Raw genomic sequence first — 23,060 nt, 5'->3', positions numbered from 1 at the left:
GGATCCATACGGTTGCCGGAGCGATCGACCGCCTGGTGAGTGGTGATGCGACCGTCCGGAATCGTGGTCTGGGCCAGCAACCAAGCGAGAGATCTGTACTGGGCTTGGGTGTAGCCGCTATGGCTGCGGCGGTTATTGAAGCCGTCCCCTGGGGTCTCTAGGGAAATGTGGTAAGCGAAATTGTTCACTGACGGCGGAAAGGCCGGGTTGGTGCGTACAGTTTCAGGGCCATTGGAGCCGTTGAACACTGAGTTACCCGCCCCAAAGGCTCGTTTCTCTGGGGGCACGATGTAGTAAACGGTGCCATCGCGGCCAATCAGGGTATGGTAGCTGACCTGATCGGCGTCGCGGGGGTGGTTGGTGCGAAACAGATTGAGCGCGCTCTGGGCCGACCCTACGGTTTCGTGCAGCACCGCAATGAAGTCGTTTTGCAGGACTCGGCCCTCAATGTCAGTGGCAAAGCGATCGCCGTAGTTACTCGGGTGTGCCAACGCCGTTACCTGGCGTGGTGGAGCCGCTTGGGCCAGGGTACTCTCGGGCACCGCAAAATCTGTAGGGCCGGGCTGCATCGCCTTAAGGCTTTGAATTTTTGGGCTATCGACGGTTTGTATCGGCGGTAGACCGGTCACCGTCAGCCGAGGCTGGAGCGGCCCCGACGCCTGAGCGGGGCTCATGCCTAGCCCCAGCAGCAGCACCAACATTCCCCCCAAGCCAGCTAAAATCCAGCGACGTGCCACGGCAACCTCTCCTGTGCGTCATTAATGCGCTGTCAGGTTACTTTGTAGCGCGAAATGGGCGAAATGACAGGTCAAGCTTTGGTGAAATTGGTCATGACGCCCAGCGATCGAGGGCGCGTTTGCCGCCCCAGCGGGCGACAATCTCATCGTCGTAGCTGTCGGCGATGCGAATTACGGTGGTGACAGAATGATTTAGCTCCAGGCGATCGCAGCTTTCGCCTACCAGGCTATGCTCAAACACAATGTCATCTTCGGCATCGTAGGCAAATCGGCCAAAGTAGATACCGTTGTTTTCCCGGAGTAGGTAGTAGCTGAGCTCAGGGGTCAGGTCAATGTCGGTGACCACGTAAGCTCGGCTGGTAATCAGGGTTTCGTCTTTGTGCCAGGGCACTACGCGAGTCGAGGCCACCGCCGACCCTAGATTGACAATGAACAGGGGTTCATCCTCAAAGACGACCAGTGATTCGCCAAACAACTCGTGCATCCAGGGCAGAATGCGGTGGTATACCGTTTTCTGTCCAGGGGTTCTAAACTCCATAGCGATCCGTAAAGAATGGGTCACTGGCCTGCGTCCGGAGCCATCCTCTTCCCCTATCTATAAAAGAGATGGCAATTACATTAACTCAAGCCGTAGTCCTATTGTCTCATCCTGACCGGTCATTCTGGTGGGGATAGGACACATCACCCGCTGCCTGCGGAGTGGCCATCGCTAACCCCGAGAACGGCCAGACTCCATTAAAATAGAGCATTATCCGTCAAGAACTTGCCATGCAAATCCAAGATCGTCCGCGTTCGGCCCCGGCCCCTAGCCTCACCGCTCCCAGTCGCCAAGCCACCGTCAGCCGCACCACGGGCGAAACTGATGTGCAGGTGAGTTTGAGTCTAGATGGCACTGGCCAGTGCGAGGCCGACACGGGCATTCCATTCCTTGACCACATGCTGCACCAGATTGCCTCCCACGGGCTGATCGACTTGGTGGTGCGGGCCACGGGCGACATTGAGATTGACGACCACCACACCAATGAAGATGTGGGCATTACCCTGGGTATGGCGCTGCACCAGGCCCTGGGCGATCGCAAAGGCATTACCCGTTTTGGCCACTTCGTCGCCCCCCTCGATGAGTCGCTGGTGCAGGTGGCCCTCGATTTTTCAGGTCGGCCCCACCTCAGCTACGGCCTAGAAATTCCCACCCAGCGGGTGGGCACCTACGACACCCAGCTGGTGCGCGAGTTTTTTGTGGCCGTGGTCAACCACAGCCAAATGACCCTACACATTCGCCAGCTTGACGGCATCAACTCCCACCACATTATTGAGGCCACATTTAAAGCCTTTGCCCGCGCCCTGCGCATGGCCACCGAAGTGGACTCTCGCCGGGCCCATCTGATCCCCAGCTCCAAGGGTGTGATCTAGGCTCCCCAGGGGCCGGGGGCCGCGACCCTGGCCCACCCCCAGCAGACCCTTTCCTCTATTTTCTAGGCGCTGGTAAGGCGGCGAGGCGGGTGGTGGCATCGGCCAAAACCGGGTGGCCAGTGGCGATCGCCTGCTCCACAATATCTGCTGCCTTGGCTGCCCCGCCCGCCTGGTGCATCGAGGCTTGTAGCTGCTGGGCACTGTTCCTATAGGATGGGTTGCCCAAAACGGTTTCAATGGCGGCCCGAAGTTTGCGGCTGTCGATGCCTTTCAGCGGCACCACCTCCCCGGTCCCCGTCCAGGCGATGCGGGCGGCGACCCCTGGCTGGTCATTGGCGATCGGGATGGCCACCATGGGCACGCCGTAGCTGAGAGACTCTAAGGTGGTGTTTAACCCCGCATGGGTAATGGTTAAACTGGCCCGCTGCAAGAGTTCTAGCTGGGGGGCATAGCCTACTACCAGCGGGTTGCCGGGTAGATCACCCAAATCCGCCGCTGCCATGCCGCCGCCCAGGGCCATCACCAGCTGAACATCGAGGTCTTGGCAAGCGGCGGCGATCGCCCCAAAGACGTACCCCAGGCGGTTCTGCACCGTCCCCAGAGACGCATAGACCAGCGGCTGCCCGGTCAGCTTTTCCCAGGGGAAGGGCACCTGTTCGCGGCTCAACGGGTTGCCATAGGGGCCGGTAAAATGTACGTACTGGGGCAACTCTTTTCGAGGAAACTCAAACGCTGGCGGCTGCTGACAAATTTGAGCCAGGCTCGAAAATCGATCCTCTGGATGAGCGAAGGCCGACAGCCCCCAGGCCTGCCGCTGCTGTTGCACCACGGTGGTGATCGGCTGAGCAGCCCGAGTCAGCAGCGCGTAGCCCAGCTGGTTGCGCAGGGTTGCCAGCGGACTCTGGCTATAACCCCAGGTGGTGTTGAACGGCGGTGCCCAGGGGTCGCGGTTGATCAACAGGGCACAGCCGACACTCACAAACGGCAGCCCCAAGTGCTGAGCAATGGTGCTGCCGCTAAAGGAGGTCTGATCAATCAGCAGTGCCTCGATACCCGCCTGGGCGATCGCCGCCGGAGCCTCCTCAAAAAACAGCACCGTCTCGTTTTTAAACAGCTCCACGGTGTAGCGAAATGCCGCTAGACCACTCAGCTGACCCAGTTCAGCCAGCGCGCTGGCCATTGTCCCCACCGGAGACACATCCTCACCCACGGCCTGAAACCCCAAACCAGCGGCCAGGGTAATGGCCTGGCCGTCTAGCGTACCTACCATGGTGACATCATGACCGCGCTGCTTAAGCTCGTAGCCAAGGCTGGTCATGCAGTTGAGATGCCCAACCCCAGCCGGGCACAGTAACCCAAAATGAGTCATAGAATTTATCCGGTGGTGCCAGAGGCCTACTCGGTAAGCATCCCATGTTTCTCTAAATTGCGCCTAGAGAGATAAGGCAGTTCTGACTGTGCTCGTTCTGGCTCATGCGCTTGGCTAAACAGGGGCAGGGCTCACCGAATAGCTACTCCCGTTCTCTAAAGCGGTGGCACCGCAGGGAGATCGGCAATCTCATTGATTTGGGTCAAACTACTGGCCCTAAACTCAGTGGTGGTCAAAAATCGGAAAGTCTCCTGGTACATCGGTTTCCAGTAGGCATTACTCATATTTTGGCTGACCTCCAGCGGGTCAACCATGGGATGTGGCACCAGCGCATCGCTGGGAAAGGTATAGCAGAAGTGGTTGTCGTAGCGCTTGAAGATCGACGCCCGCTCAAGGGAACGGGCAAAACTCTGATTGGTTTGCAGGTCAGCCGCATCTTCATTTTCAGTCAAGATGATCAGGGTCGATTTGGGGCGCAGGGCTGCCAGATTTTCGCTGCGGCGCACAAATGAGCCAAACCGATTAGCTCCGGTAAAGCAGCCCAGGGGAAACTGCAAATCATCCCAGCCCACCTCCCGAATATCCAGCGGTCCCGCCAGGTTGACGTAGCGGCGGCGGTTGACGTCGTGGATTTCTAGCAGCGGCGCAAAGGCCACCACTTTGGTCACGCGCTGAGGGTTTTGGGCCGCCAGAGCCAGGGCCACGGCTCCGCCCACCGAGAGCCCTACGGTGTACACTGGCCCCGGCAGCGCCTCTAGCTCCGCCAGGCGGGCCTGGGCATCGGTCAGATAGTTGAGGTGAGACGATACAAAGTAGCGATCGAAGTTGGGATTGTTATTGCTCTCGATCGCCGCAACAATGTCGAGCAGGCGCGGCTCTAGCTGGCGCAGGCGGGCCACCAGCCCCGCCATCTGCACTGGCGATGGGGTGACATTGCCAGCGGTCGCCGCCAGATTAGCTAGGTAATGTTGCAGCACCGGGTCAGCGGCTACCTTTTCCCGCAGCGGCATCAAGATCTCAGGCTTGAGATCGACCTGGGGCCAGTACTGGTCAGGTATGCGGTAGGCATGGCCCGCCAGGGTAGCCTGGTAGACATTGAAGCCGTTGCGAAACAGATAGTCGGCCAGGCGGGCCATCTGGTGGGGCTGGGCGCTAAACCCATGGAACATCAACACCGTTCCCTTGACCGGGGCGTTAGCCTCGTGGAACAGGTAGTAAGGAAATGCGCCATCCCGGCGATCGGGGCTGCTGGCAATGGCTTGAATATGGGCATCAAGGCGCTGCCGTGTCTGCTGGAGTTGTGCTGCTGTCGGCACCACCGAGCCAGCTGCTGTGATGCTACGTTCTAGGGAAGCCATAGATCTAGTTCACTCCATAACAGCTATGGAAGTCCTGGGAGCGCTTCAACTCGACCGCCAGGCACCAAGAGGGTAAACGTTGTCGCTCAGCTAGGCCTCAGCGATCGCCTCCAACTCTACGGGGGCAGAGACCAGGGGCGCAGCGTCTCCCAGCGCCGCATAGACTAGCCCCATAAACAGTGGGTGAGGAGCGCTGGGCCGCGACTGAAACTCGGGGTGAAACTGACTGGCGATGAAAAACGGGTGCCCTGGCAGCTCGATGATTTCTACCAGCCGCCCGTCAGGAGAAGTACCGCTGACCCTGTAGCCCGATTCTATAAACAAGTTGCGATAGGCGTTATTAAATTCGTAGCGATGGCGATGGCGCTCGTAGACCACCTCTTTGCCGTAAAGGCGACTGGCCAGGGTGTCGGGCGTCAATCGGCAGGGGTAGAGGCCCAGGCGCATAGTGCCACCCAGATCGACCACGTCCTGCTGTTCGGGCAGCAGGCTGATCACGGGGTTAGGGGTGTCGGGGGCAAACTCGGAGCTGTCGGCTCCATCTAGGTGCGCTACGTGGCGGGCCCACTCTACCACCGAGCACTGCATGCCCAGGCACAACCCCAAAAAGGGAATGCCTCGCTCCCGAGCGTACTGAATCGCCTGCACCTTGCCACCAATGCCACGCGAGCCAAACCCGCCGGGTACCAAAATGCCGTTGACGCCGCTGAGGTGAACGTCGGGGCCATTGTCTTCAATGTCTTCAGAATTTACCCAGCGCACGTTGAGGGCAGCTCGATGGGCGATCGCCGCATGCCTGAGCGCCTCCACTACCGATAGGTAGGCGTCATTGAGGCTGACGTACTTGCCCACAATGGCGATGTCCAAAGGGCGACTAGAACTGTAGAGCCCCTCCACCAGGGATTCCCACTGGTGCAAGTGGGGCTGCCGCTGATCCATCGCCAAAATTTTCAGCGCCTGGTGGGCCAGCCCCTCTTTTTCCAGCTTCAGCGGCACTTCATAGATGCTGCTGGCATCCTGACAGGTAATCACCGACTCAGGCAGCACATCACAAAACTCAGCAATCTTCTCCTTCATCGGTTCGGGCAGCAGGCATTCGCAGCGGCACACCAAAATATCGGGCTGAATGCCGATGGAGCGCAGCTCCTTCACCGAGTGCTGAGTGGGCTTGGTCTTCAGCTCTCCCGCCGAGGTTATGAAGGGCACTAAGGTGACGTGCATATAGAGCACATCCTGACGGCCCACATCTTTGCGAAACTGGCGAATGGCTTCTAAAAACGGCAGCGACTCAATATCGCCCACGGTGCCGCCAATTTCGGTAATCACCACGTCGGGGTTGGTGTTGCGGGCCACCCGATGCACCCGCTCTTTAATCTCATTGGTGATATGGGGAATCACCTGCACGGTGCCCCCATGGTAGTCGCCCCGGCGCTCTTTGTTGATCACCGCCTGATAGATCGATCCGGTGGTGACGCTGTTGAGCCGCGACATGGCCGTGTCGGTGAAGCGCTCGTAGTGCCCTAGGTCGAGGTCCGTCTCAGCCCCATCTTCAGTGACAAACACCTCCCCATGCTGAAAGGGGCTCATGGTGCCGGGGTCAACGTTGAGGTAGGGGTCGAGCTTGAGAATCGACACCGAGTAGTCGCGCGACTTGAGCAGTCGCCCCAGGCTAGCGGCCACGATGCCCTTGCCAATACTCGACACCACCCCGCCGGTTACAAACACAAATTTCGTCATAGCCGCTTAGCCCATCCCCAGGCACATTAACCTGTCAATTGTGCCACAGGGATAACCAGCCTAGCGGGGCCAACCACCGTCGCCAAGGGCCGGGGCAGTGACGAGAGCGGGCAGCTCGATAGACTTTGCCGAGGCGCAAGAATATTGGCATTGTGATAATAATACTTGCATTCCTTCACCGCTAAGGGCCTTAGACTTTGAAAAGGATGCGACTGAGAGGCTGGTTTTGGGCCGTTGCCCTGGTTGGTTTGCTGACGGCCTGTGGTGGCTCAGCCCTGAGGTCAACGACTTCAGGGGCGGGGGATGAGTCTACCCCACCCGCAGCCCCCGTTACGCTCACCGTTTCTGCGGCAGCGAGTTTGAATCGTGTCTTTCCTGCCATCGGTGAACTGTGGGAGCAGGAAACGGGCCATCGCGTGACCTTTAACCTGGGCTCTAGTGGGCAACTGGCCCAACAGATCGAGCAGGGCGCACCCGTAGATCTGTTTGCGGCGGCCAATCGACAATTCATCGAAGACCTAGACGCCAAGGGCTTGATACTCTCAGACACCAAGACGCTCTACGGGGTGGGGCGGCTGACCCTTTGGCAGCGGGAGGGGGGAAACCTCGACATCCAAACCCTGGAGGACTTGGTGCAGCCGGAGGTACAACGAGTGGCGATCGCCAACCCCGACCATGCCCCCTACGGTGTCGCTGCGCGCGAGGCCCTGCAAGCAGCGGGGCTGTGGGAGGCGATTCAGCCCAAGCTCATTTTGGGTGCCGACATTCAGCAGACCCAGCAGTATGCCGAGACGGGGAATGTGGATGTGGCCATCACGGCCCTGGCCACCAGCGTCGAGCGGCCCGGCAACTGGGTGCTGGTGCCCGAGGCATTGCACAGCCCCCTAGAGCAAATGCTCGCGGTGCCCAAAGAGGCCCCCCATCCCGATGAGGCAAAGCAGTTTGCAGCCTTCATCAACGGCGAAAAGGGCCGACCGCTGATGCGGCAGTACGGTTTTTTGCTGCCGGGGGAGGCCCCTGATGCTGAGGGGCAAGGCGGATGAACGACCTGGATCGGCTGCTCTGGCCGCCCCTGGTGCTATCGATTCAGGTCACCGCCGTGGCCAGTGGCCTGATTGTGGTGGTGGGTCTGGGTCTGGGGGTTTTGCTGGCTAGACAGCACTTTCCGGGGCAAATTTTGCTGTCTACCCTGCTGAATTTGCCCCTGGTGCTGCCCCCCAGCGTAGTGGGCTATTTTCTGCTGGTGGGCCTGGGGCGAGGCAGCCCGGTAAGGGAATGGCTAGGGGTTGATCTGCTGTTTACCTGGCAGGGGGCGGCGATCGCCGCCGCCGTAGTCGCCCTGCCGCTGATGGTGGAATCGACTCGGGGGGCGATCGCCGGGGTCAACTCAGAGCTAGAGGCCGCCGCCCGCACCCTGGGCTCCACCGAAGCCGAGGTGCTGTGGCACATCACCCTGCCCCTGGCCTACCGGGGCATCTTGGCGGGCTTTGGTCTCAGCGTGGCCAGGGCCCTGGGAGAGTTTGGGGCCACGCTGATGGTGGCAGGCAGCATTCCCGGTCGTACCCAGACCCTGCCCCTGGCGATCTACGACGCTGTGCAGGCCCAGCGCTACGGCCTCGCCAACGTCATGGTGCTGATTATGACCACCCTGGCCTTTGGGCTGCTGGGGTGGGTGCGATGGCTAGAGCGACGGCAGGAGTACGGCCAGGGGGAACAGACCCATCCAGTAGAACCGACACGCTAGGACAGGCCCATGCGGCTGATCGTCGATATTCAAAAGCAACTCCCCAGCTACACCCTCGCTGTGGCCTTTGAGCTAACGGGAGAGACCCTGGGGCTGCTGGGCAGCTCGGGCTCGGGCAAGAGCATGACCCTGCGCTGCATCGCCGGCATCGAAACCCCCACCCAGGGCACCATCGTGCTCAACGATCGCATCCTCTTTGACTCTCGCCGTGGCATTGACCTGCCCAGCCGCGATCGCCGCGTCGGCTACCTGTTCCAGCACTATGCCCTGTTTCCCCACCTCACCGTGGCTCAAAACATCGCCTACGGGCTGCGAGGGCCAGGAAAACTGGCGCGGCAGCGACAGGTGGCGGAGCAGCTAGACCTGGTGAAATTGGCGGGGATGGGCGATCGCTACCCCCACCAGCTCTCGGGGGGCCAGCAGCAGCGGGTGGCCCTGGCTAGAGCCCTGGCCCCCGCCCCTGACCTGTTGCTGCTAGATGAGCCCTTTTCGGCCCTCGACACCCACCTGCGCAGCGAGCTAGAGCAGCAGCTGATTCAAACCCTCGCCAGCTATGGGGGGCTCACTCTTTTTGTCAGCCACAACCTCGAAGAAGTCTACCGGGTCTGCCAACCTCTGCTGGTGCTCTCCGCCGGGTCCATGGCTGCCTTTGGCCCCAAGCAGGCCATCTTCGACCACCCCGGCACCCTGGCCGTGGCCCAGCTCACAGGGTGCAAAAACTACTCGCCTATCCACTCCCTCGCTCCCCACAAGGTTCGCGCCCTCTCCTGGAACTGCACCCTCGAAACCCAGGATGTGGTGGCATCCCACCACACTCACGTGGGCATTCGTGCCCATCAAATCACCTTTCCAGATAGCCCCGATGCCCTTAACGCCATTCCCGCCTGGGTGGCCCACACCAGCGAAACCCCCCACCGCATGACCGTATTTCTCAAGCTGGGGGCAACTCCCGCCGATGCCGACGACTACCATCTGCGCGCAGAAGTATTCAAAGACCAATGGACAGCGATTAATCAACGTCCGCAGCCTTGGCCCGTGGGCCTCGCCCCCCAAAGACTCCTACTGCTGAGCCAAAGATAACGTCAGCCCAAGAGCCCCAGCATCGCCTCTGCCGCCGCCAACATAGCGCATTCCAAATTTGGTACTCCCCCATGAAGCAAGACCGCGACCTCTGCAACAACCTGAAGCAAATTCGGCTGCGCCTGGGCCTGAGTCAGCAAGATCTGGCCGCGATCGCCGGGGTATCTCGCCAGAGCATCAGCGGTGTGGAATCGGGCCAGTACGCCCCCTCTACTACCGTTGCCCTGCGGCTGGCCCAGGCGCTGGGGTGCCCCATCGAAGATCTGTTTTGGCTGGAGGCCAACACCGCTGACCTGGAGGCCACCCCCGCCCAAACCGCCTCCCTTAGCCAAGCCCGGCGGTGGACCGTGGCCCAGGTAGGGGGGCGCTGGGTGGCCCACCCCCTGATGGGCCGAGACGCCTTTCGATTGGAGATGGTGCCCGCCGATGGCGAAGGTACTTACCAAGCCGGAGCCTCCACCCTGGCGATCAAACTGCTGGATCACCTAGACAACCTGCGCCACACCGTGGTGATAGCAGGGTGCACCCCGGCCCTTTCTCTCTGGGCGAGGGCCGCCGAACGCTGGCACCCCCAACTGCGTGTCCACTCGATCTTCGACAACAGCATGAACGCCCTACAGCGGCTGCTGCGGGGGGAGGTGCACCTAGCGGGCATGCACCTCTACGACCCCATCACCCAGGCCCACAATGTGCCCTTTGTGCAGGCAGCCCTGCAAAATACCCCAGCGGTGTTGATCAACCTGGGCACCTGGGATGAGGGGTTGCTGGTAGCGGCGGGCAACCCCCTGGGCGTACAAACCGTTGCAGACTTAGCCCGGCCCGACGTTACTCTCATCAACCGAGAACTGGGGTCGGGCAGCCGCCAGCTGCTGGAGCGATCGCTCCAGCAGGCCCAAATTCTACCCTCGGCAGTGAAGGGGTTTGACCAGATCGTGGGGGGACATCTGGAGGTTGCCCAGGCGATCGCCACAGGCCGAGCCACCGCAGGCGTCAGCACAGCATCGGTGGCAGCAGCCTCTGGCCTTGGGTTTATTTCCCTGCACCGCGCCCGCTATGACCTGGTCACGCTCAAACCCTACCTCGACGAAGCCCCGGTGCAGCAGCTCCTCAGCACCCTGGGCCATCGCCCCGTGCTGTCTCAACTGGCTACTCTGGGTGGCTACGACACCCGCCTGACCGGCGACATATTGAGGACTCTAGAGCCAACTACCGTCCTAGACGAGACCTGAGCAGGATACTGTCTCTGCAACCGAGGACTAGACACGATCCAATCAATCCTGCCCCAAATCCGACTGTACCCGACGCTGTACCGAGTCGCCGTGGGAGGGCAGTCCCTCAGTTTCAGTCAGCACGGCGATCGCTCCGGCCACTCCCTGCAAGGCCTCCGGTGAATACTGAATCAGGCTGGAATGCTTCATAAACGTCTCTGTCGACAGCGGCGAGGCATAGCGGGCTGCCCCAGAAGTGGGCAAGGTGTGGTTGGGGCCAGCCAAATAGTCGCCCACGGCCTCAGGGGTCGAGTGGCCGAGAAAGATAGCCCCAGCGTGACGAATGCGCTCCAGTAAATCCCAGGGGGCAGCCACTTCTAGCTGCAAATGCTCAGGGGCAAAGTCATTAGAAAGATCAGCCGCCTGCTCTAGATTGTCGACCACCACAGCTAGTCCGTAGTTGGCAATAGATTTCTCAGTCAGCGTCTGGCGGGGGTGGCCGCTGAGTTGGCGATCGACCTCCACGGCCACACGTTCCGCCAAGGTCTCACTGGGAGTAATCAAAATTGCTGCCGCCATCGGATCATGCTCCGCCTGAGCCAATAGATCAGCGGCCACATGGGCGGGGTTGGCAGTATGGTCGGCAATCACCAGCACCTCTGATGGCCCTGCCAGAGAATCAATGCCCACGGTGCCAAACACCAGCTTTTTCGCCAGGGTGACATAGATATTGCCGGGGCCAGTGATCACATCTACGGCAGGAATGGTCTCGGTGCCGTAGGCCAAAGCAGCGATCGCCTGAGCACCGCCCACCCGATAAATTTCCGCAACCCCCGCCTCCTGGGCTGCCACCAGCACCGCCGGGTTAACAATTCCCTTGGGAGTCGGCGTCATCATCACAATCCGACCAACCCCTGCCACCCGCGCCGGCACCGCATTCATAATCACCGTACTGGGATAGGAGGCCCGCCCACCGGGAACATAGATGCCAGCGCGATCAACAGGCGTATAGCGCTTGCCCAGCACCACGCCATTGTCCTCAAACTGCACCCAGCTCTGAGGTAACCGCTGTCGGTGAAACGACTCTACGTTTTTGCAGGCTAAGCGAATTGCATCCAGCAGGCCCTTGCTAACCTGCTGGTAGGCAGCATCTAGCTCAGCCCCTGAGAACCGCAAAGCACTGGGCTCCAGCGTCAGTTCATCAAAGTCTGCGGTGTACTGCACCAAAGCCTGATTTCCCTGGCGACGAACATTGTGGAGGATCTCTCGCACCGTTGCTTCTTTGTGGACGACCTGGTCGTCGTGGGTACGAGCACAGATGCGTTGCAGCTCTGTTTTCGCCTCGGTTAGCTGATGGGTGATGCGGAGCATTACAGCCAAGAATCCAGATAAGCCAGCAAGCAGAAGAGCGCCAGGGTCACCCCTTCAAGACGGTGAGCCATCTCAGATCAGCGATCGATACCAGCGCCCCATCATCCTAATCGATCCAAAGGTCAATCTGGCGACAAAGCATTCAATTCTGCCAATTGGTGCTAACATGATTTATCCAGTCAATGTAATCTTGTTTAAGCTAGGGCGAGTTGTGGCAAACATTAAGTCTGCACTGAAACGAATTGAAATTGCCGAGCGCAATCGGCTCGAAAACCGATCCTATAAGTCAGCGGTCAAAACTCTGACAAAATCCTATCTGGCTGCCGTTGAAGCCCATCAGGCCACTCCTGGCGCAGAGACTAAGCAGCAGGTAGAGGTCACCATGGCTGCGGCTTACAGCAAAATCGACAAAGCCGTCAAGCGCGGTGTGCTGCACCCCAATACCGGGGCTCGCAAGAAGGCCCGTCTAGCGCGAGTGCTCAAGGCGACAGAAGCGACAGGGGCGGCATCCTAGGGCCATCTCTAAGATGTAGATATGTTGGCCTGCCTGCCGTTTTTTGTCACTGCACTTGCTTATGCCTCTGGTCGATACCCACGTACACCTCAATTTTGATACGTTTGCTGGGGATCTTGACGAAGTAGCCCGGGCCTGGCGACAGGCCGGGGTTTCGGCTTTGGTTCATTCCTGTGTCGAGCCAGAGGAGTTTGGCGCAATGCAGGCGATCGCCGATCGCTTTCCTGAGCTCTATTTGTCCGTGGGCCTGCACCCCCTCGACATGGACAAATGGACGTCAGATGTTGCCGTTCAGATAGCGAGACTGGCCGCCTCTGACCCCAGGGTGGTCGCCATCGGCGAGACTGGCCTTGACTTCTTTAAGGCAGACGATGAGGCAGTCCAGCGCGAGGCCTTTTGGCAGCAGCTGGCGATCGCCAGTCGACTGGGCTTGCCTGTGATCGTCCACTGTCGAGATGCTGCTAGGGCTACGGCAGAGACGATTGCTAGCTTTCAGCGCACCGTCGGCCCGATCGCTGGGGTAATGCACTGTTGGGCAGGCACAGCTGAAGAGACCCAGTGGTTTTTAGATCTGGGGTTTTACATCAGCTTCAGTGGCATTGTCACCTTTAAAAATGCCCACCAAGTTAAAGCCTCGGCTCAAATGGTGCCAAGCGATCGCCTCCTCATCGAAACCGACTGTCCATTTCTCTCTCCAGAGCCCATGCGTAAGGAGCGACGTAATCAACCCGCCTTTGTCTACTATGTGGCGGCTTACCTAGCCCAGCTACGCCAGGTTGAGTTCAGCACCCTAGCTGAGACCACCACCCATAACGCTATGACCTTGTTCAACCTACCCAGCCTGATTCCGCTGTCTACCTCCCAGCCCAATGCCTTGTCTATGACCACTCTGGCGGGCTGCTAGGGTTGCTTGAGGGTTTCTAGTTTTGTCAACAAACCCCAAGAGTCCTATTCCTCCAGAGCGCTTCCCATCGTTCCACTATCGCTGAGACCACCTTTCCCCCTGTTCCAGACGCGTTGTTGATCTTGGCCAATCTGCACTTGGCCAGCCTGCACTAGGAGACCCATGACTGAAACCACCGTTTACCAAGCTCCCCCCAACTTTGTGCTACCTGACCTGGTAGAGATTCAGCGGTCTAGCTTTCGCTGGTTCCTAGAAGAGGGCTTGATTGAGGAACTCGAAAGCTTTTCGCCCATTACCGACTATACGGGGAAGCTGGAGCTGCACTTCCTCGGTAAACAGTACAAGCTCAAGAGCCCCAAGTACGACGTTGATGAAGCCAAGCGGCGGGACGCCACCTACGCCGTGCAGATGTATGTGCCCACTCGTCTGATCAACAAAGAAACCGGTGAAATCAAGGAGCAGGAGGTCTTTATTGGCGATCTGCCCTTGATGACCGATCGCGGCACCTTTATCATTAACGGTGCTGAGCGGGTGATCGTCAACCAGATCGTCCGCAGCCCTGGGGTCTACTACAAGTCTGAGACCGACAAAAACGGTCGTCGTACCTACAACGCCAACCTAATTCCCAACCGGGGCGCCTGGCTCAAGTTTGAGACCGACAAAAACGACCTAGTGTGGGTGCGCATCGACAAAACCCGGAAGCTCTCAGCCCAGGTGCTGCTCAAAGCTCTCGGGCTCACCGACAACGAGATTTTTGACTCTCTGCGCAACCCCGAATACTTCCAAAAAACTATCGAGAAAGAAGGGCAGTTTAGCGAAGAAGAAGCTCTCTTAGAGCTGTACCGCAAGCTGCGTCCCGGTGAACCGCCTACTGTGGCGGGCGGTGAGCAGCTGCTGCACTCCCGTTTCTCAGATCCCAAGCGCTATGACCTGGGTCGGGTAGGTCGCTACAAGATCAACCGCAAGTTACGCCTCAATGTGCCCGATGCTACTCGGGTGCTGACTCCTACTGACATCTTGTCGGCGATCGACTACCTCATCAACCTCGAGTTTGATGTCGGTAGTGTCGACGATATTGACCACCTGGGCAACCGCCGGGTGCGTTCCGTGGGCGAGCTACTACAAAACCAGGTGCGGGTCGGCCTTAATCGCCTAGAGCGGATTATTCGTGAGCGCATGACCGTCTCCGACTCCGACTCCCTCACCCCAGCTTCTCTAGTGAACCCCAAGCCCCTAGTGGCAGCGATCAAAGAGTTCTTTGGCTCCAGCCAGCTCTCCCAGTTTATGGATCAGACCAACCCCCTAGCGGAGCTGACCCACAAGCGCCGCATCAGCGCTCTCGGCCCCGGTGGTCTGACTCGCGAGCGGGCGGGCTTCGCCGTGCGTGACATTCACCCTTCCCACTACGGTCGTATCTGCCCCATTGAGACCCCAGAAGGCCCCAACGCCGGTCTGATTGGCTCTCTGGCCACCCACGCTCGAGTGAACGAGTTCGGCTTCATTGAGACCCCCTTCTTCAAGGCAGAAAATGGTCGCGTCTTCAAAGATGTCGAGCCGATTTACATGACCGCTGACGAAGAAGACGATCTGCGGGTAGCTCCTGGAGACATCGCTACCGATGAGAATGGCTACATTATTGGCGACATTATCCCGGTGCGCTACCGCCAAGATTTCACCACCACCGACTCCACCGAGGTAGACTACGTGGCGGTGTCGCCGGTACAGATTATCTCTGTGGCCACGTCGCTGATTCCCTTTCTAGAGCACGACGACGCCAACCGCGCCCTGATGGGCTCAAATATGCAGCGTCAGGCCGTGCCTTTGCTTCAGCCCGAGCGGCCCTTGGTGGGCACCGGTCTAGAGGCCCAGGCTGCCCGCGACTCAGGTATGGTGATCATCAGCCAGACCGATGGTGAGGTGGTCTATCTGGACGCCGACTTGATTAAAGTGCGCGATCCTGAGGGCAATATCCACGCCTACGAGCTGCAAAAATACCAGCGATCTAATCAGGATACCTGTCTTAACCAGCGTCCCATTGTGTTTCCCGGTGAGCAGGTATTGTCTGGTCAAGTGCTGGCCGATGGCTCTGCCACCGAGGGTGGTGAGCTGGCCCTGGGGCAAAATGTGCTGGTCGCCTACATGCCTTGGGAAGGATACAACTACGAAGACGCGGTTTTGCTCAGTGAGCGCTTGGTATATGACGACGTCTATACCTCAATTCACATCGAAAAATTTGAGATTGAGGCGCGGCAAACTAAGCTCGGCCCCGAAGAAATCACTCGAGAAATCCCCAACGTGGGAGAAGATTCTCTGCGCCAGCTCGATGAGACCGGCATCATCCGCATTGGTGCCTGGGTTGATTCCGGTGACATTCTGGTGGGTAAGGTGACGCCTAAGGGCGAGTCTGACCAGCCTCCAGAAGAAAAGCTGCTGCGGGCCATTTTTGGCGAAAAGGCGCGAGATGTGCGGGACAACTCCCTGCGGGTGCCCAATGGCGAAAAGGGCCGCGTGGTCGACGTGCGGGTGTTCACTCGGGAGCAGGGCGATGAGCTACCCCCTGGAGCCAACATGGTGGTACGGGTCTACGTAGCGCTAAAACGTAAGATTCAGGTGGGCGACAAGATGGCTGGTCGCCACGGTAACAAGGGCATTATTTCTCGCATTTTGCCCATTGAAGACATGCCTTATTTGCCTGATGGCACCCCCATCGACATCGCCCTCAACCCCCTGGGGGTACCCTCCCGGATGAATGTGGGACAGGTGTTTGAGTGTCTGCTGGGTTGGGCTGCCGACAATCTTGACGCTCGGTTTAAGGTGATTCCCTTCGACGAAATGTACGGCGAAGAGGCCTCTCGCAACTCCACCCACGGCAAGCTGATGGAGGCCCGGGAGACCACCGGCAAAGACTGGATCTTTAACCCTGAGGATCCAGGCAAAATCAGACTGCGGGACGGTCGTACTGGCGAGCCCTTTGATAAGGCGGTGACCGTGGGTCGCGCCTACATGCTGAAGCTGGTGCACCTGGTCGATGACAAGATCCATGCTCGGTCTACTGGTCCCTACTCGCTGGTGACCCAGCAGCCCCTGGGCGGCAAGGCACAGCAGGGCGGTCAGCGTTTTGGCGAGATGGAGGTGTGGGCTCTAGAGGCCTTTGGGGCAGCCTACACCCTGCAGGAGCTGCTAACGGTGAAGTCCGACGATATGCAGGGGCGCAATGAGGCCCTCAATGCGATCGTCAAGGGTAAATCCATTCCCCGTCCCGGCACTCCTGAATCCTTTAAGGTGCTGATGCGAGAGCTGCAATCCCTCTGTTTAGATATCGCGGTGCATAAGGTGGAAACTCGCGAAGATGGCACCAGTCGTGATACCGAGGTAGATCTGATGGCCGACGTCAACAGCCGTCGTACTCCCTCTCGTCCCACCTACGAGTCCATTGCCCGGGACGAAGAGCTAGAGGAAGTTGAGGAGTAGAGTCCTAGCTCTTCCAACTATCGACCCTGGAGGGGCTACATCAATCTCTTCAGGGTCAGCCGATTCCCTTTAACCAGACTGAGAGCGCTTACAAGGAATACATCCAGCATGGCCAAGCTAGAACAGCGATTTGACTACGTCAAAATCGGCATCGCCTCCCCAGAACGCATTCGCCAGTGGGGAGAGCGCACCTTGCCCAACGGGCAAGTCGTCGGCGAAGTTACCAAGCCTGAGACAATTAACTATCGCACTCTCAAGCCCGAGATGGACGGGCTGTTCTGTGAGCGTATCTTTGGCCCTGCCAAGGACTGGGAATGCCACTGTGGTAAGTATAAGCGAGTGCGTCATCGGGGCATTGTCTGTGAGCGCTGCGGTGTAGAGGTCACCGAGTCGCGGGTGCGCCGCCACCGCATGGGCTATATCAAGCTGGCTGCTCCAGTAGCCCACGTGTGGTATCTGAAGGGCATCCCCAGCTACATCGCCATCCTGTTGGATATGCCGCTGCGGGATGTGGAGCAAATCGTTTACTTCAATGCTTACGTGGTGCTAGATGCTGGCAACGCTGAAAACCTCAGCTATAAGCAGCTGCTCACTGAAGATCAGTGGATTGAAATTGAAGACCAGCTCTACGACGAAGAGACCGAGCTGGCTGGAGTTGAGGTCGGTATTGGAGCTGAGGCTCTGCAGCAGCTTCTAGAGGATCTGGAGCTGGAAAGCACCGCCGAGAAACTGCGGGAGGAAATTGCCAACTCTAAGGGCCAAAAGCGGGCCAAACTGATCAAACGCCTACGGGTGATCGACAATTTCATCGCCACCGGTTCTAAGACCGAGTGGATGGTGTTAGATGTGATTCCGGTGATTCCCCCTGACCTGAGACCCATGGTGCAGCTCGATGGCGGCCGCTTTGCCACCTCTGACCTGAATGATCTCTACCGTCGGGTGATCAACCGCAATAACCGACTGGCTCGTCTCCAGGAAATTCTGGCACCCGAGATCATCGTTCGCAACGAAAAGCGGATGTTACAGGAGGCGGTAGATGCATTGATTGACAACGGTCGCCGGGGTCGCACGGTGGTCGGGGCTAATAACCGGCCGCTAAAGTCACTCTCCGACATTATTGAAGGTAAGCAGGGTCGCTTCCGCCAGAACCTACTGGGTAAGCGGGTTGACTACTCCGGCCGTTCGGTCATTGTGGTTGGCCCAAATCTACAAATTCACCAGTGCGGGCTGCCTAGGGAAATGGCAATTGAGCTGTTTCAGCCCTTTGTTATTCACCGGCTGATTCGTCAGGGCTTGGTGAATAACATTAAGGCGGCGAAGAAGTTAATTCAGCACAATGACCCCAGCGTGTGGGATGTGCTGGAGGAGGTGATTGAAAGCCACCCGGTGATGCTTAACCGGGCGCCGACCCTGCACCGTCTTGGCATTCAAGCCTTTGAGCCAATTTTGGTGGAAGGGCGGGCCATTCAGCTGCACCCGCTGGTGTGCCCGGCCTTTAACGCTGACTTTGACGGTGACCAGATGGCAGTACACGTGCCTCTTTCCTTGGAGGCTCAGTCTGAAGCGCGGTTGCTGATGCTGGCATCTAATAATGTGCTATCGCCTGCCACCGGTCAGCCGATTATTACCCCGTCCCAGGATATGGTGTTGGGCTGCTACTACCTGACAGCGGAGAACCCCGACGCCACCAAGGGGGAAGGTCACTACTTTGCCGGCATGGAAGACGCCATCATGGCCTTTGAGCAGGGACTTGTGGATCTCCACGCCAAGGTGTGGCTGCGCTTTGATGGTGAGGTCGAGTCCGACCAGCCAAGGGATACGGCCCCAGAGCGTATGGAGTCTGAGGACGGCACGATCACCGAAGTCTATACCGATCGCCGCGTGCGTTTAGACCGCGAGGGCAACTTGATCTCTCAATATGTCAAGACTACGCCAGGCCGAATTATCTATAACAAAGCAGTACTAGACGCGATCGCAAGCTAGGGCCATCAACCGCACACATCACAGGCACATCACTAAAAGGCAGAACCTATGGCTGAGCAAGGGGCACCTCAAAATCCTCCGGTTTTTCGCAACCGCATCATCGACAAAAAGCAGCTCAAAAAGCTCATCTCTTGGTCGTTTACCCACCACGGCACCGCCCGTACCTCCCAGATGGCCGATCGCATCAAGGAGCTGGGCTTTAAGTACGCCACTCGGGCTGGGGTCTCTATTAGCGTAGAAGATCTTCAGGTACCGCAAGAGAAAAAAGGCATGCTGGCCGCTGCCGAAGAAGACATTCGCATTACTGAAGAACGCTACACCCGAGGTGAAATCACTGAGGTAGAGCGTCTGACCAAAGTAATCGACACCTGGAACGACACCAGCGAAGAGTTGAAAGACCAGGTGGTCAAAAACTTCAAAGAAAATAATCCCCTCAACTCGGTATACATGATGGCCTTCTCGGGGGCGCGGGGGAATATCTCCCAGGTGCGCCAGCTGGTGGGCATGCGGGGTCTGATGGCCAACCCCCAGGGGGAAATCATTGACCTACCGATTAAGACCAACTTTCGAGAAGGACTGACCGTTACCGAGTACGTGATCTCCTCCTACGGGGCGCGCAAAGGTCTGGTTGACACCGCCCTGCGTACGGCAGACTCGGGCTATCTCACCCGCCGCCTAGTAGATGTCTCTCAGGATGTGATCATTCGCGAGCACGACTGTGGCACCACTCGGGGTATTCCGCTGCAGAGTATGACCGACGGTGAGCGGGTGTTGATCCCTCTCGAAAATCGTCTGCTAGGCCGGGTTGTAGCGGAAGATGTGGTGCACCCTAAAACTGGTGAGGTGCTGCTAGAGAAAGATCAGCCGGTTTCTCCAGAGATCGCGGAAATGCTGGCGGAAGCTGGCGTTGAGGGGGTCGTGGTGCGATCGCCCCTGACCTGCGAAGCCACCCGCTCTGTCTGCCGCCTCTGCTACGGCTGGAGCCTGGCCCACTCTGAAATGGTTGATCTGGGCGAAGCAGTAGGCATCATTGCTGCCCAGTCCATTGGTGAGCCGGGTACCCAGATGACCATGCGTACCTTTCACACCGGCGGTACCTTCACGGGCGAAGTCGCCCCCCGTATCAAAGCCACCAAAGACGGCACTGTTAAGCTGCCCAAAAACCTTAAGACTCGCGTCTTCCGCACTCGCTACGGTGAAGATGCCCTGATGATCGAGTCAAACGCCGACATCGTGATTGAAGGCAGCGGTAAGAACAAATCCGAATCTCTACCCCAGGGCACGATTCTGTTCGTCAACGACGGCGAAATCGTGAAAAAAGAACAGCTACTGGCGGAGCTACCTTCCGCCGGCCGCACCCGCAAGGTCACCGAAAAAGCCACTAAAGACGTGACCTCTGACCTAGCCGGAGAAGTGAGATTTGCCGGCCTAGTGCAGGAAGAAAAAACCGACCGCCAGGGCAACACCACTCGTCTAGCCCAACGGGGTGGTCTGTTGTGGGTGCTGGCTGGGGACGTGTACAACCTACCCCCTAGCGCCGAGCCGGTGGTGCGCAACGGCGACTATGTCAACGCCAACGACACCCTGGCTGAAACCAAACTCACTACCGAGCGAGGCGGTCTGGTGCGGCTTCCCGAGGCCGACCACGAAAAGGGTACCCGTGAGGTAGAAATCATCACCGCCTCAGTGATGCTCGATCAAGCTCAGGTGCGCAAAGAGCAAGGCCAAGGGCGTGAGCATTACTTCATTGAAACTGCTCATGGTCAGCGGTTCTCGCTGATTGCCACGCCGGGAGCCAAGGTCACCAGCGGCCAGGTCATCGCCGAGCTTGAAGACGATCGCTACCACACCCAAACCGGCGGTATAGTCAAGTTTTCTGGCGTAGACGTGGCCAAAAAAGGTAAGGGTAAGCAAGGCTACGAAGTTGTCCAGGGCGGGACTCTGCTGTGGATTCCTGAGGAGGCCCACGAGGTCAACAAAGACATCTCCCTACTGATGGTCGAAGACGGCCAGTACATTGAGGCTGGTACCGAAGTAGTCAAAGATATCTTTTGCCAGAATAGCGGCGTGGTTGAGGTCACTCAGAAAAACGACATTCTGCGGGAAATCGTCGTCAAGCCCGGCGACATTCACATGGTGGATGCCCCTGAAGATGTCATGGACCGTGACGGCACCCTAGTCAACGCCGGGGAAGATGTCATGCCCGGCCTCACCGCTACCGCGCTGCGCTATGTGGAATACGTCGAGACCCCCGATGGTCCGGCACTGCTGCTGCGGCCCGTCGAGGAGTACGTGGTGCCTAACGAGCCCGCTGTGCCCAGTCAAGACAGCGCTGCCGATGCCACCGGGTCGATTAAGCTCCGTGCGATTCAGCGCATTCCCTTCAAAGATGGGGAGCGGGTCAAGTCAGTAGATGGGGTTGAGCTTCTGCGCACCCAGCTGGTGCTTGACATTGAAGATGAGTCGCCCCACGTGGTGGCCGACATTGAGCTGGTGCCAGACGACACCGACGCCGACCTCATGCGTCTACAGATGGTAGTACTTGAGACTCAGGTGATTCGCCGGGATGTGGTGGCTGACCAAACCCAAGGCAGTACGGTCACTCGTCTGCTGGTAGAAGAAGGCCAGCAGATTGAACCCGGTGCCGTAGTGGCCCGCACTGAGATTCGCTGTAAAGAAGCGGGAGAAGTTCGGGGTATTCGCGACGGACAAGAGGCCATTCGCCGAGTGCTGGTGGTGCGTGAGTCTGACCGCATGAAGGTCGATCTTCAGGGCAAAACTCCCACCGTTAGCGTGGGCGATCTGGTGGTAGCTGACACCGAGCTGGCACCGGAGCTTACCCACGAAGAGTCTGGGGTAGTGACAGCCATTCAAGATGGTCAAATTTCCCTGCGTCTTGCCCGTCCCTACCGGGTGTCGACTGGAGCCGTGCTGCACATCGAAGATGGTGACTTGGTGCAGCGGGGTGACAACCTAGTGCTGCTGGTGTTTGAGCGAGCTAAGACCGGCGACATCATCCAGGGTCTTCCTCGCATTGAGGAACTACTGGAGGCGCGCAAACCTAAGGAGGCCTGCGTGCTGTCTGAGCGCCCCGGCACCGCCCAGGTAGTCTATAGCGACGATGAAACCGTCGAGGTCAAGATCGTTGAAGACGATGGTGTTGTGGCTGAGTATCCGATCAACCCCGGTCAAAACGTAATTGTGGCAGACGGCCAGCGGGTGAGTGCTGCCGAGCACCTCACCGATGGCCCACCCAACCCTCACCAGATCCTAGAGGTGTTCTTTAAGTACAACCTCAGTCTGGGGCAGGGCATTCACGATGCTGCCCTGGGGGCGCTGCAAAAGGTACAGTCGTTCCTGGTGAATGAGGTACAGTCGGTGTACCAGTCCCAGGGCATTGATATCTCCGACAAGCACACTGAGGTGATTGTGCGGCAGATGTCGTCAAAGTGCCGCATTGATGACGGCGGCGACACCACCATGCTGCCCGGTGAGCTGGTTGAAATCTACCAGGTGGAGCAGGTAAACGAGGCCATGGCCATTACCGGTGGAGCCCCCGCAGAATATACACCAGTGCTGCTGGGTATCACCAAGGCATCCCTCAACACCGACAGCTTCATCTCCGCGGCCAGTTTCCAGGAAACCACCCGGGTGCTGACCGAGGCTGCGATCGAGGGCAAGTCAGACTGGCTGCGGGGTCTGAAGGAAAACGTCATCATCGGGCGGTTGATTCCAGCGGGGACGGGCTATAACGCCTATGAAGAGTCTCCTGCTCCAGAGCTAGACTCTGCCTATGAATCAGCCATTCTGGACGACGATATGGTGCTGCAAGACGTGGTGCTTGATGACTTCACCGCCCGCAGCTATGACCTAGAGGGCAACCTCAGTATGCTCAATGATGACGAAATGATCGGCGGCATGTCGCTGGATGAAGGTCCAGCGCGAGGCAACGGCGACTTCCCGGCACCGAGCAATGGGGTCGGTCTCGACGACGACGATGATCTGCTAATTGACGATCATACCGACACTCTCTAATCGCCATCTAGAGCGTTGAGTATTTCCCCCTAGCTAGAGTAGCTGGGGGGATTTTTTTAGGTGTGGGTTTGCATCGCTAGTCTAGGTCTATAGGGCGACAGCCCTACCAGAGGCCTTAAACAATCGCCAGTGTGGCTAA

At 58.5% G+C, this 23,060-nt stretch carries 14 protein-coding genes and 1 pseudogene; 9 read left to right on the top strand and 6 right to left on the bottom strand.

Going from position 1 to position 23,060, the window contains the following annotated elements:
- Both AC0QKW_RS07060 and AC0QKW_RS07055 read right to left on the bottom strand, forming a co-directional pair.
- Positions 1–737 (bottom strand): peptidoglycan recognition protein family protein (locus AC0QKW_RS07060; protein ID WP_473150357.1); only part of this gene is annotated, 737 nt, incomplete at its 3' end.
- 91 nt (positions 738–828) lie between these two features.
- Entirely contained in the window at positions 829–1,299 is a 471-nt protein-coding gene (locus AC0QKW_RS07055; protein ID WP_473150356.1) for a T3SS (YopN, CesT) and YbjN peptide-binding chaperone 1, read from the bottom strand.
- Positions 1,300–1,505: 206 nt separating this feature from the next.
- Between AC0QKW_RS07055 and hisB the strand changes: the two genes are divergently transcribed.
- Positions 1,506–2,147, top strand: a complete 642-nt coding sequence (hisB, locus tag AC0QKW_RS07050) for an imidazoleglycerol-phosphate dehydratase HisB (RefSeq protein WP_473150355.1) — start codon at positions 1,506–1,508, stop codon at positions 2,145–2,147.
- Positions 2,148–2,202: 55 nt separating this feature from the next.
- On the opposite strand, the gene AC0QKW_RS07045 is transcribed toward hisB, so the two are convergent.
- The 3 genes from AC0QKW_RS07045 to AC0QKW_RS07035 all read right to left on the bottom strand — a co-directional run bounded on the left by AC0QKW_RS07045 (position 2,203) and on the right by AC0QKW_RS07035 (position 6,611).
- Positions 2,203–3,516 (bottom strand): glycosyltransferase, encoded by a 1,314-nt coding sequence (locus AC0QKW_RS07045; protein ID WP_473150354.1) that lies wholly within the window; start codon positions 3,514–3,516, stop codon positions 2,203–2,205.
- 155 nt (positions 3,517–3,671) lie between these two features.
- Positions 3,672–4,874 (bottom strand): alpha/beta fold hydrolase, encoded by a 1,203-nt coding sequence (locus tag AC0QKW_RS07040; protein WP_473150353.1) that lies wholly within the window; start codon positions 4,872–4,874, stop codon positions 3,672–3,674.
- A 90-nt stretch (positions 4,875–4,964) separates the two neighbouring features.
- A complete protein-coding gene (locus AC0QKW_RS07035) occupies positions 4,965–6,611 on the bottom strand; it encodes a CTP synthase (protein WP_473150352.1) in 1,647 nt (548 codons plus the stop codon).
- Between the two features lie 206 nt (positions 6,612–6,817).
- Between AC0QKW_RS07035 and modA the strand changes: the two genes are divergently transcribed.
- From modA to AC0QKW_RS07015, 4 genes are all read left to right on the top strand, one after another.
- Positions 6,818–7,654 (top strand): molybdate ABC transporter substrate-binding protein, encoded by an 837-nt coding sequence (modA, locus tag AC0QKW_RS07030; RefSeq protein ID WP_473150351.1) that lies wholly within the window; start codon positions 6,818–6,820, stop codon positions 7,652–7,654.
- Positions 7,651–8,355: a molybdate ABC transporter permease subunit gene (gene modB, locus AC0QKW_RS07025; RefSeq protein ID WP_473150350.1), complete on the top strand. Its 705-nt coding sequence runs from the start codon at positions 7,651–7,653 to the stop codon at positions 8,353–8,355. Before modA ends, modB begins: the two co-directional genes overlap by 4 nt.
- A 9-nt stretch (positions 8,356–8,364) precedes the next feature.
- The gene (locus AC0QKW_RS07020; protein WP_473150349.1) at positions 8,365–9,435 is read left to right on the top strand and encodes a sulfate/molybdate ABC transporter ATP-binding protein; all 1,071 of its coding nucleotides are present in this window, start codon (positions 8,365–8,367) and stop codon (positions 9,433–9,435) included.
- Positions 9,436–9,506: 71 nt separating this feature from the next.
- Positions 9,507–10,664 (top strand): substrate-binding domain-containing protein, encoded by a 1,158-nt coding sequence (locus AC0QKW_RS07015; RefSeq protein WP_473150348.1) that lies wholly within the window; start codon positions 9,507–9,509, stop codon positions 10,662–10,664.
- Positions 10,665–10,706: 42 nt separating this feature from the next.
- Here AC0QKW_RS07015 and hisD read toward each other — a convergent pair whose 3' ends face one another.
- The gene (gene hisD, locus AC0QKW_RS07010; RefSeq protein WP_473150347.1) at positions 10,707–12,014 is read right to left on the bottom strand and encodes a histidinol dehydrogenase; all 1,308 of its coding nucleotides are present in this window, start codon (positions 12,012–12,014) and stop codon (positions 10,707–10,709) included.
- A gap of 211 nt (positions 12,015–12,225) precedes the next feature.
- Between hisD and rpsT the strand changes: the two genes are divergently transcribed.
- The 4 genes and pseudogenes from rpsT (at position 12,226) to AC0QKW_RS06990 (ending at position 22,921) form a co-directional block, all read left to right on the top strand.
- Complete coding sequence (gene rpsT, locus AC0QKW_RS07005) at positions 12,226–12,528, top strand: 30S ribosomal protein S20 (RefSeq protein WP_473150346.1); 303 nt, start codon at positions 12,226–12,228, stop codon at positions 12,526–12,528.
- Positions 12,529–12,589: 61 nt separating this feature from the next.
- Complete coding sequence (locus AC0QKW_RS07000) at positions 12,590–13,432, top strand: TatD family hydrolase (protein WP_473150345.1); 843 nt, start codon at positions 12,590–12,592, stop codon at positions 13,430–13,432.
- A gap of 162 nt (positions 13,433–13,594) precedes the next feature.
- Positions 13,595–16,903 (top strand): DNA-directed RNA polymerase subunit beta, encoded by a 3,309-nt coding sequence (gene rpoB / locus AC0QKW_RS06995; RefSeq protein ID WP_473150344.1) that lies wholly within the window; start codon positions 13,595–13,597, stop codon positions 16,901–16,903.
- 108 nt (positions 16,904–17,011) lie between these two features.
- Positions 17,012–22,921, top strand: a pseudogene (locus AC0QKW_RS06990) (DNA-directed RNA polymerase subunit beta').
- The last annotated feature ends 139 nt before the right edge of the window (positions 22,922–23,060 follow it).

Source organism: Pseudanabaena sp. PCC 9330 (assembly GCF_055795045.1).
Note: the sequence above shows the minus strand (reverse complement) of the source record. Positions and strands in the feature narration are given on the sequence as shown.

Bases quoted from the DNA above. Each gene is read 5' to 3' on its own strand.
- hisB (WP_473150355.1), top strand. From the start codon at position 1,506: ATGCAAATCCAAGATCGTCCGCGTTCGGCCCCGGCCCCTAGCCTCACC.
- AC0QKW_RS07045 (WP_473150354.1), bottom strand. From the start codon at position 3,516: ATGACTCATTTTGGGTTACTGTGCCCGGCTGGGGTTGGGCATCTCAAC.
- AC0QKW_RS07040 (WP_473150353.1), bottom strand. From the start codon at position 4,874: ATGGCTTCCCTAGAACGTAGCATCACAGCAGCTGGCTCGGTGGTGCCG.
- AC0QKW_RS07035 (WP_473150352.1), bottom strand. From the start codon at position 6,611: ATGACGAAATTTGTGTTTGTAACCGGCGGGGTGGTGTCGAGTATTGGC.
- modA (WP_473150351.1), top strand. From the start codon at position 6,818: ATGCGACTGAGAGGCTGGTTTTGGGCCGTTGCCCTGGTTGGTTTGCTG.
- modB (WP_473150350.1), top strand. From the start codon at position 7,651: ATGAACGACCTGGATCGGCTGCTCTGGCCGCCCCTGGTGCTATCGATT.
- AC0QKW_RS07020 (WP_473150349.1), top strand. From the start codon at position 8,365: ATGCGGCTGATCGTCGATATTCAAAAGCAACTCCCCAGCTACACCCTC.
- AC0QKW_RS07015 (WP_473150348.1), top strand. From the start codon at position 9,507: ATGAAGCAAGACCGCGACCTCTGCAACAACCTGAAGCAAATTCGGCTG.
- hisD (WP_473150347.1), bottom strand. From the start codon at position 12,014: ATGCTCCGCATCACCCATCAGCTAACCGAGGCGAAAACAGAGCTGCAA.
- AC0QKW_RS07000 (WP_473150345.1), top strand. From the start codon at position 12,590: ATGCCTCTGGTCGATACCCACGTACACCTCAATTTTGATACGTTTGCT.
- rpoB (WP_473150344.1), top strand. From the start codon at position 13,595: ATGACTGAAACCACCGTTTACCAAGCTCCCCCCAACTTTGTGCTACCT.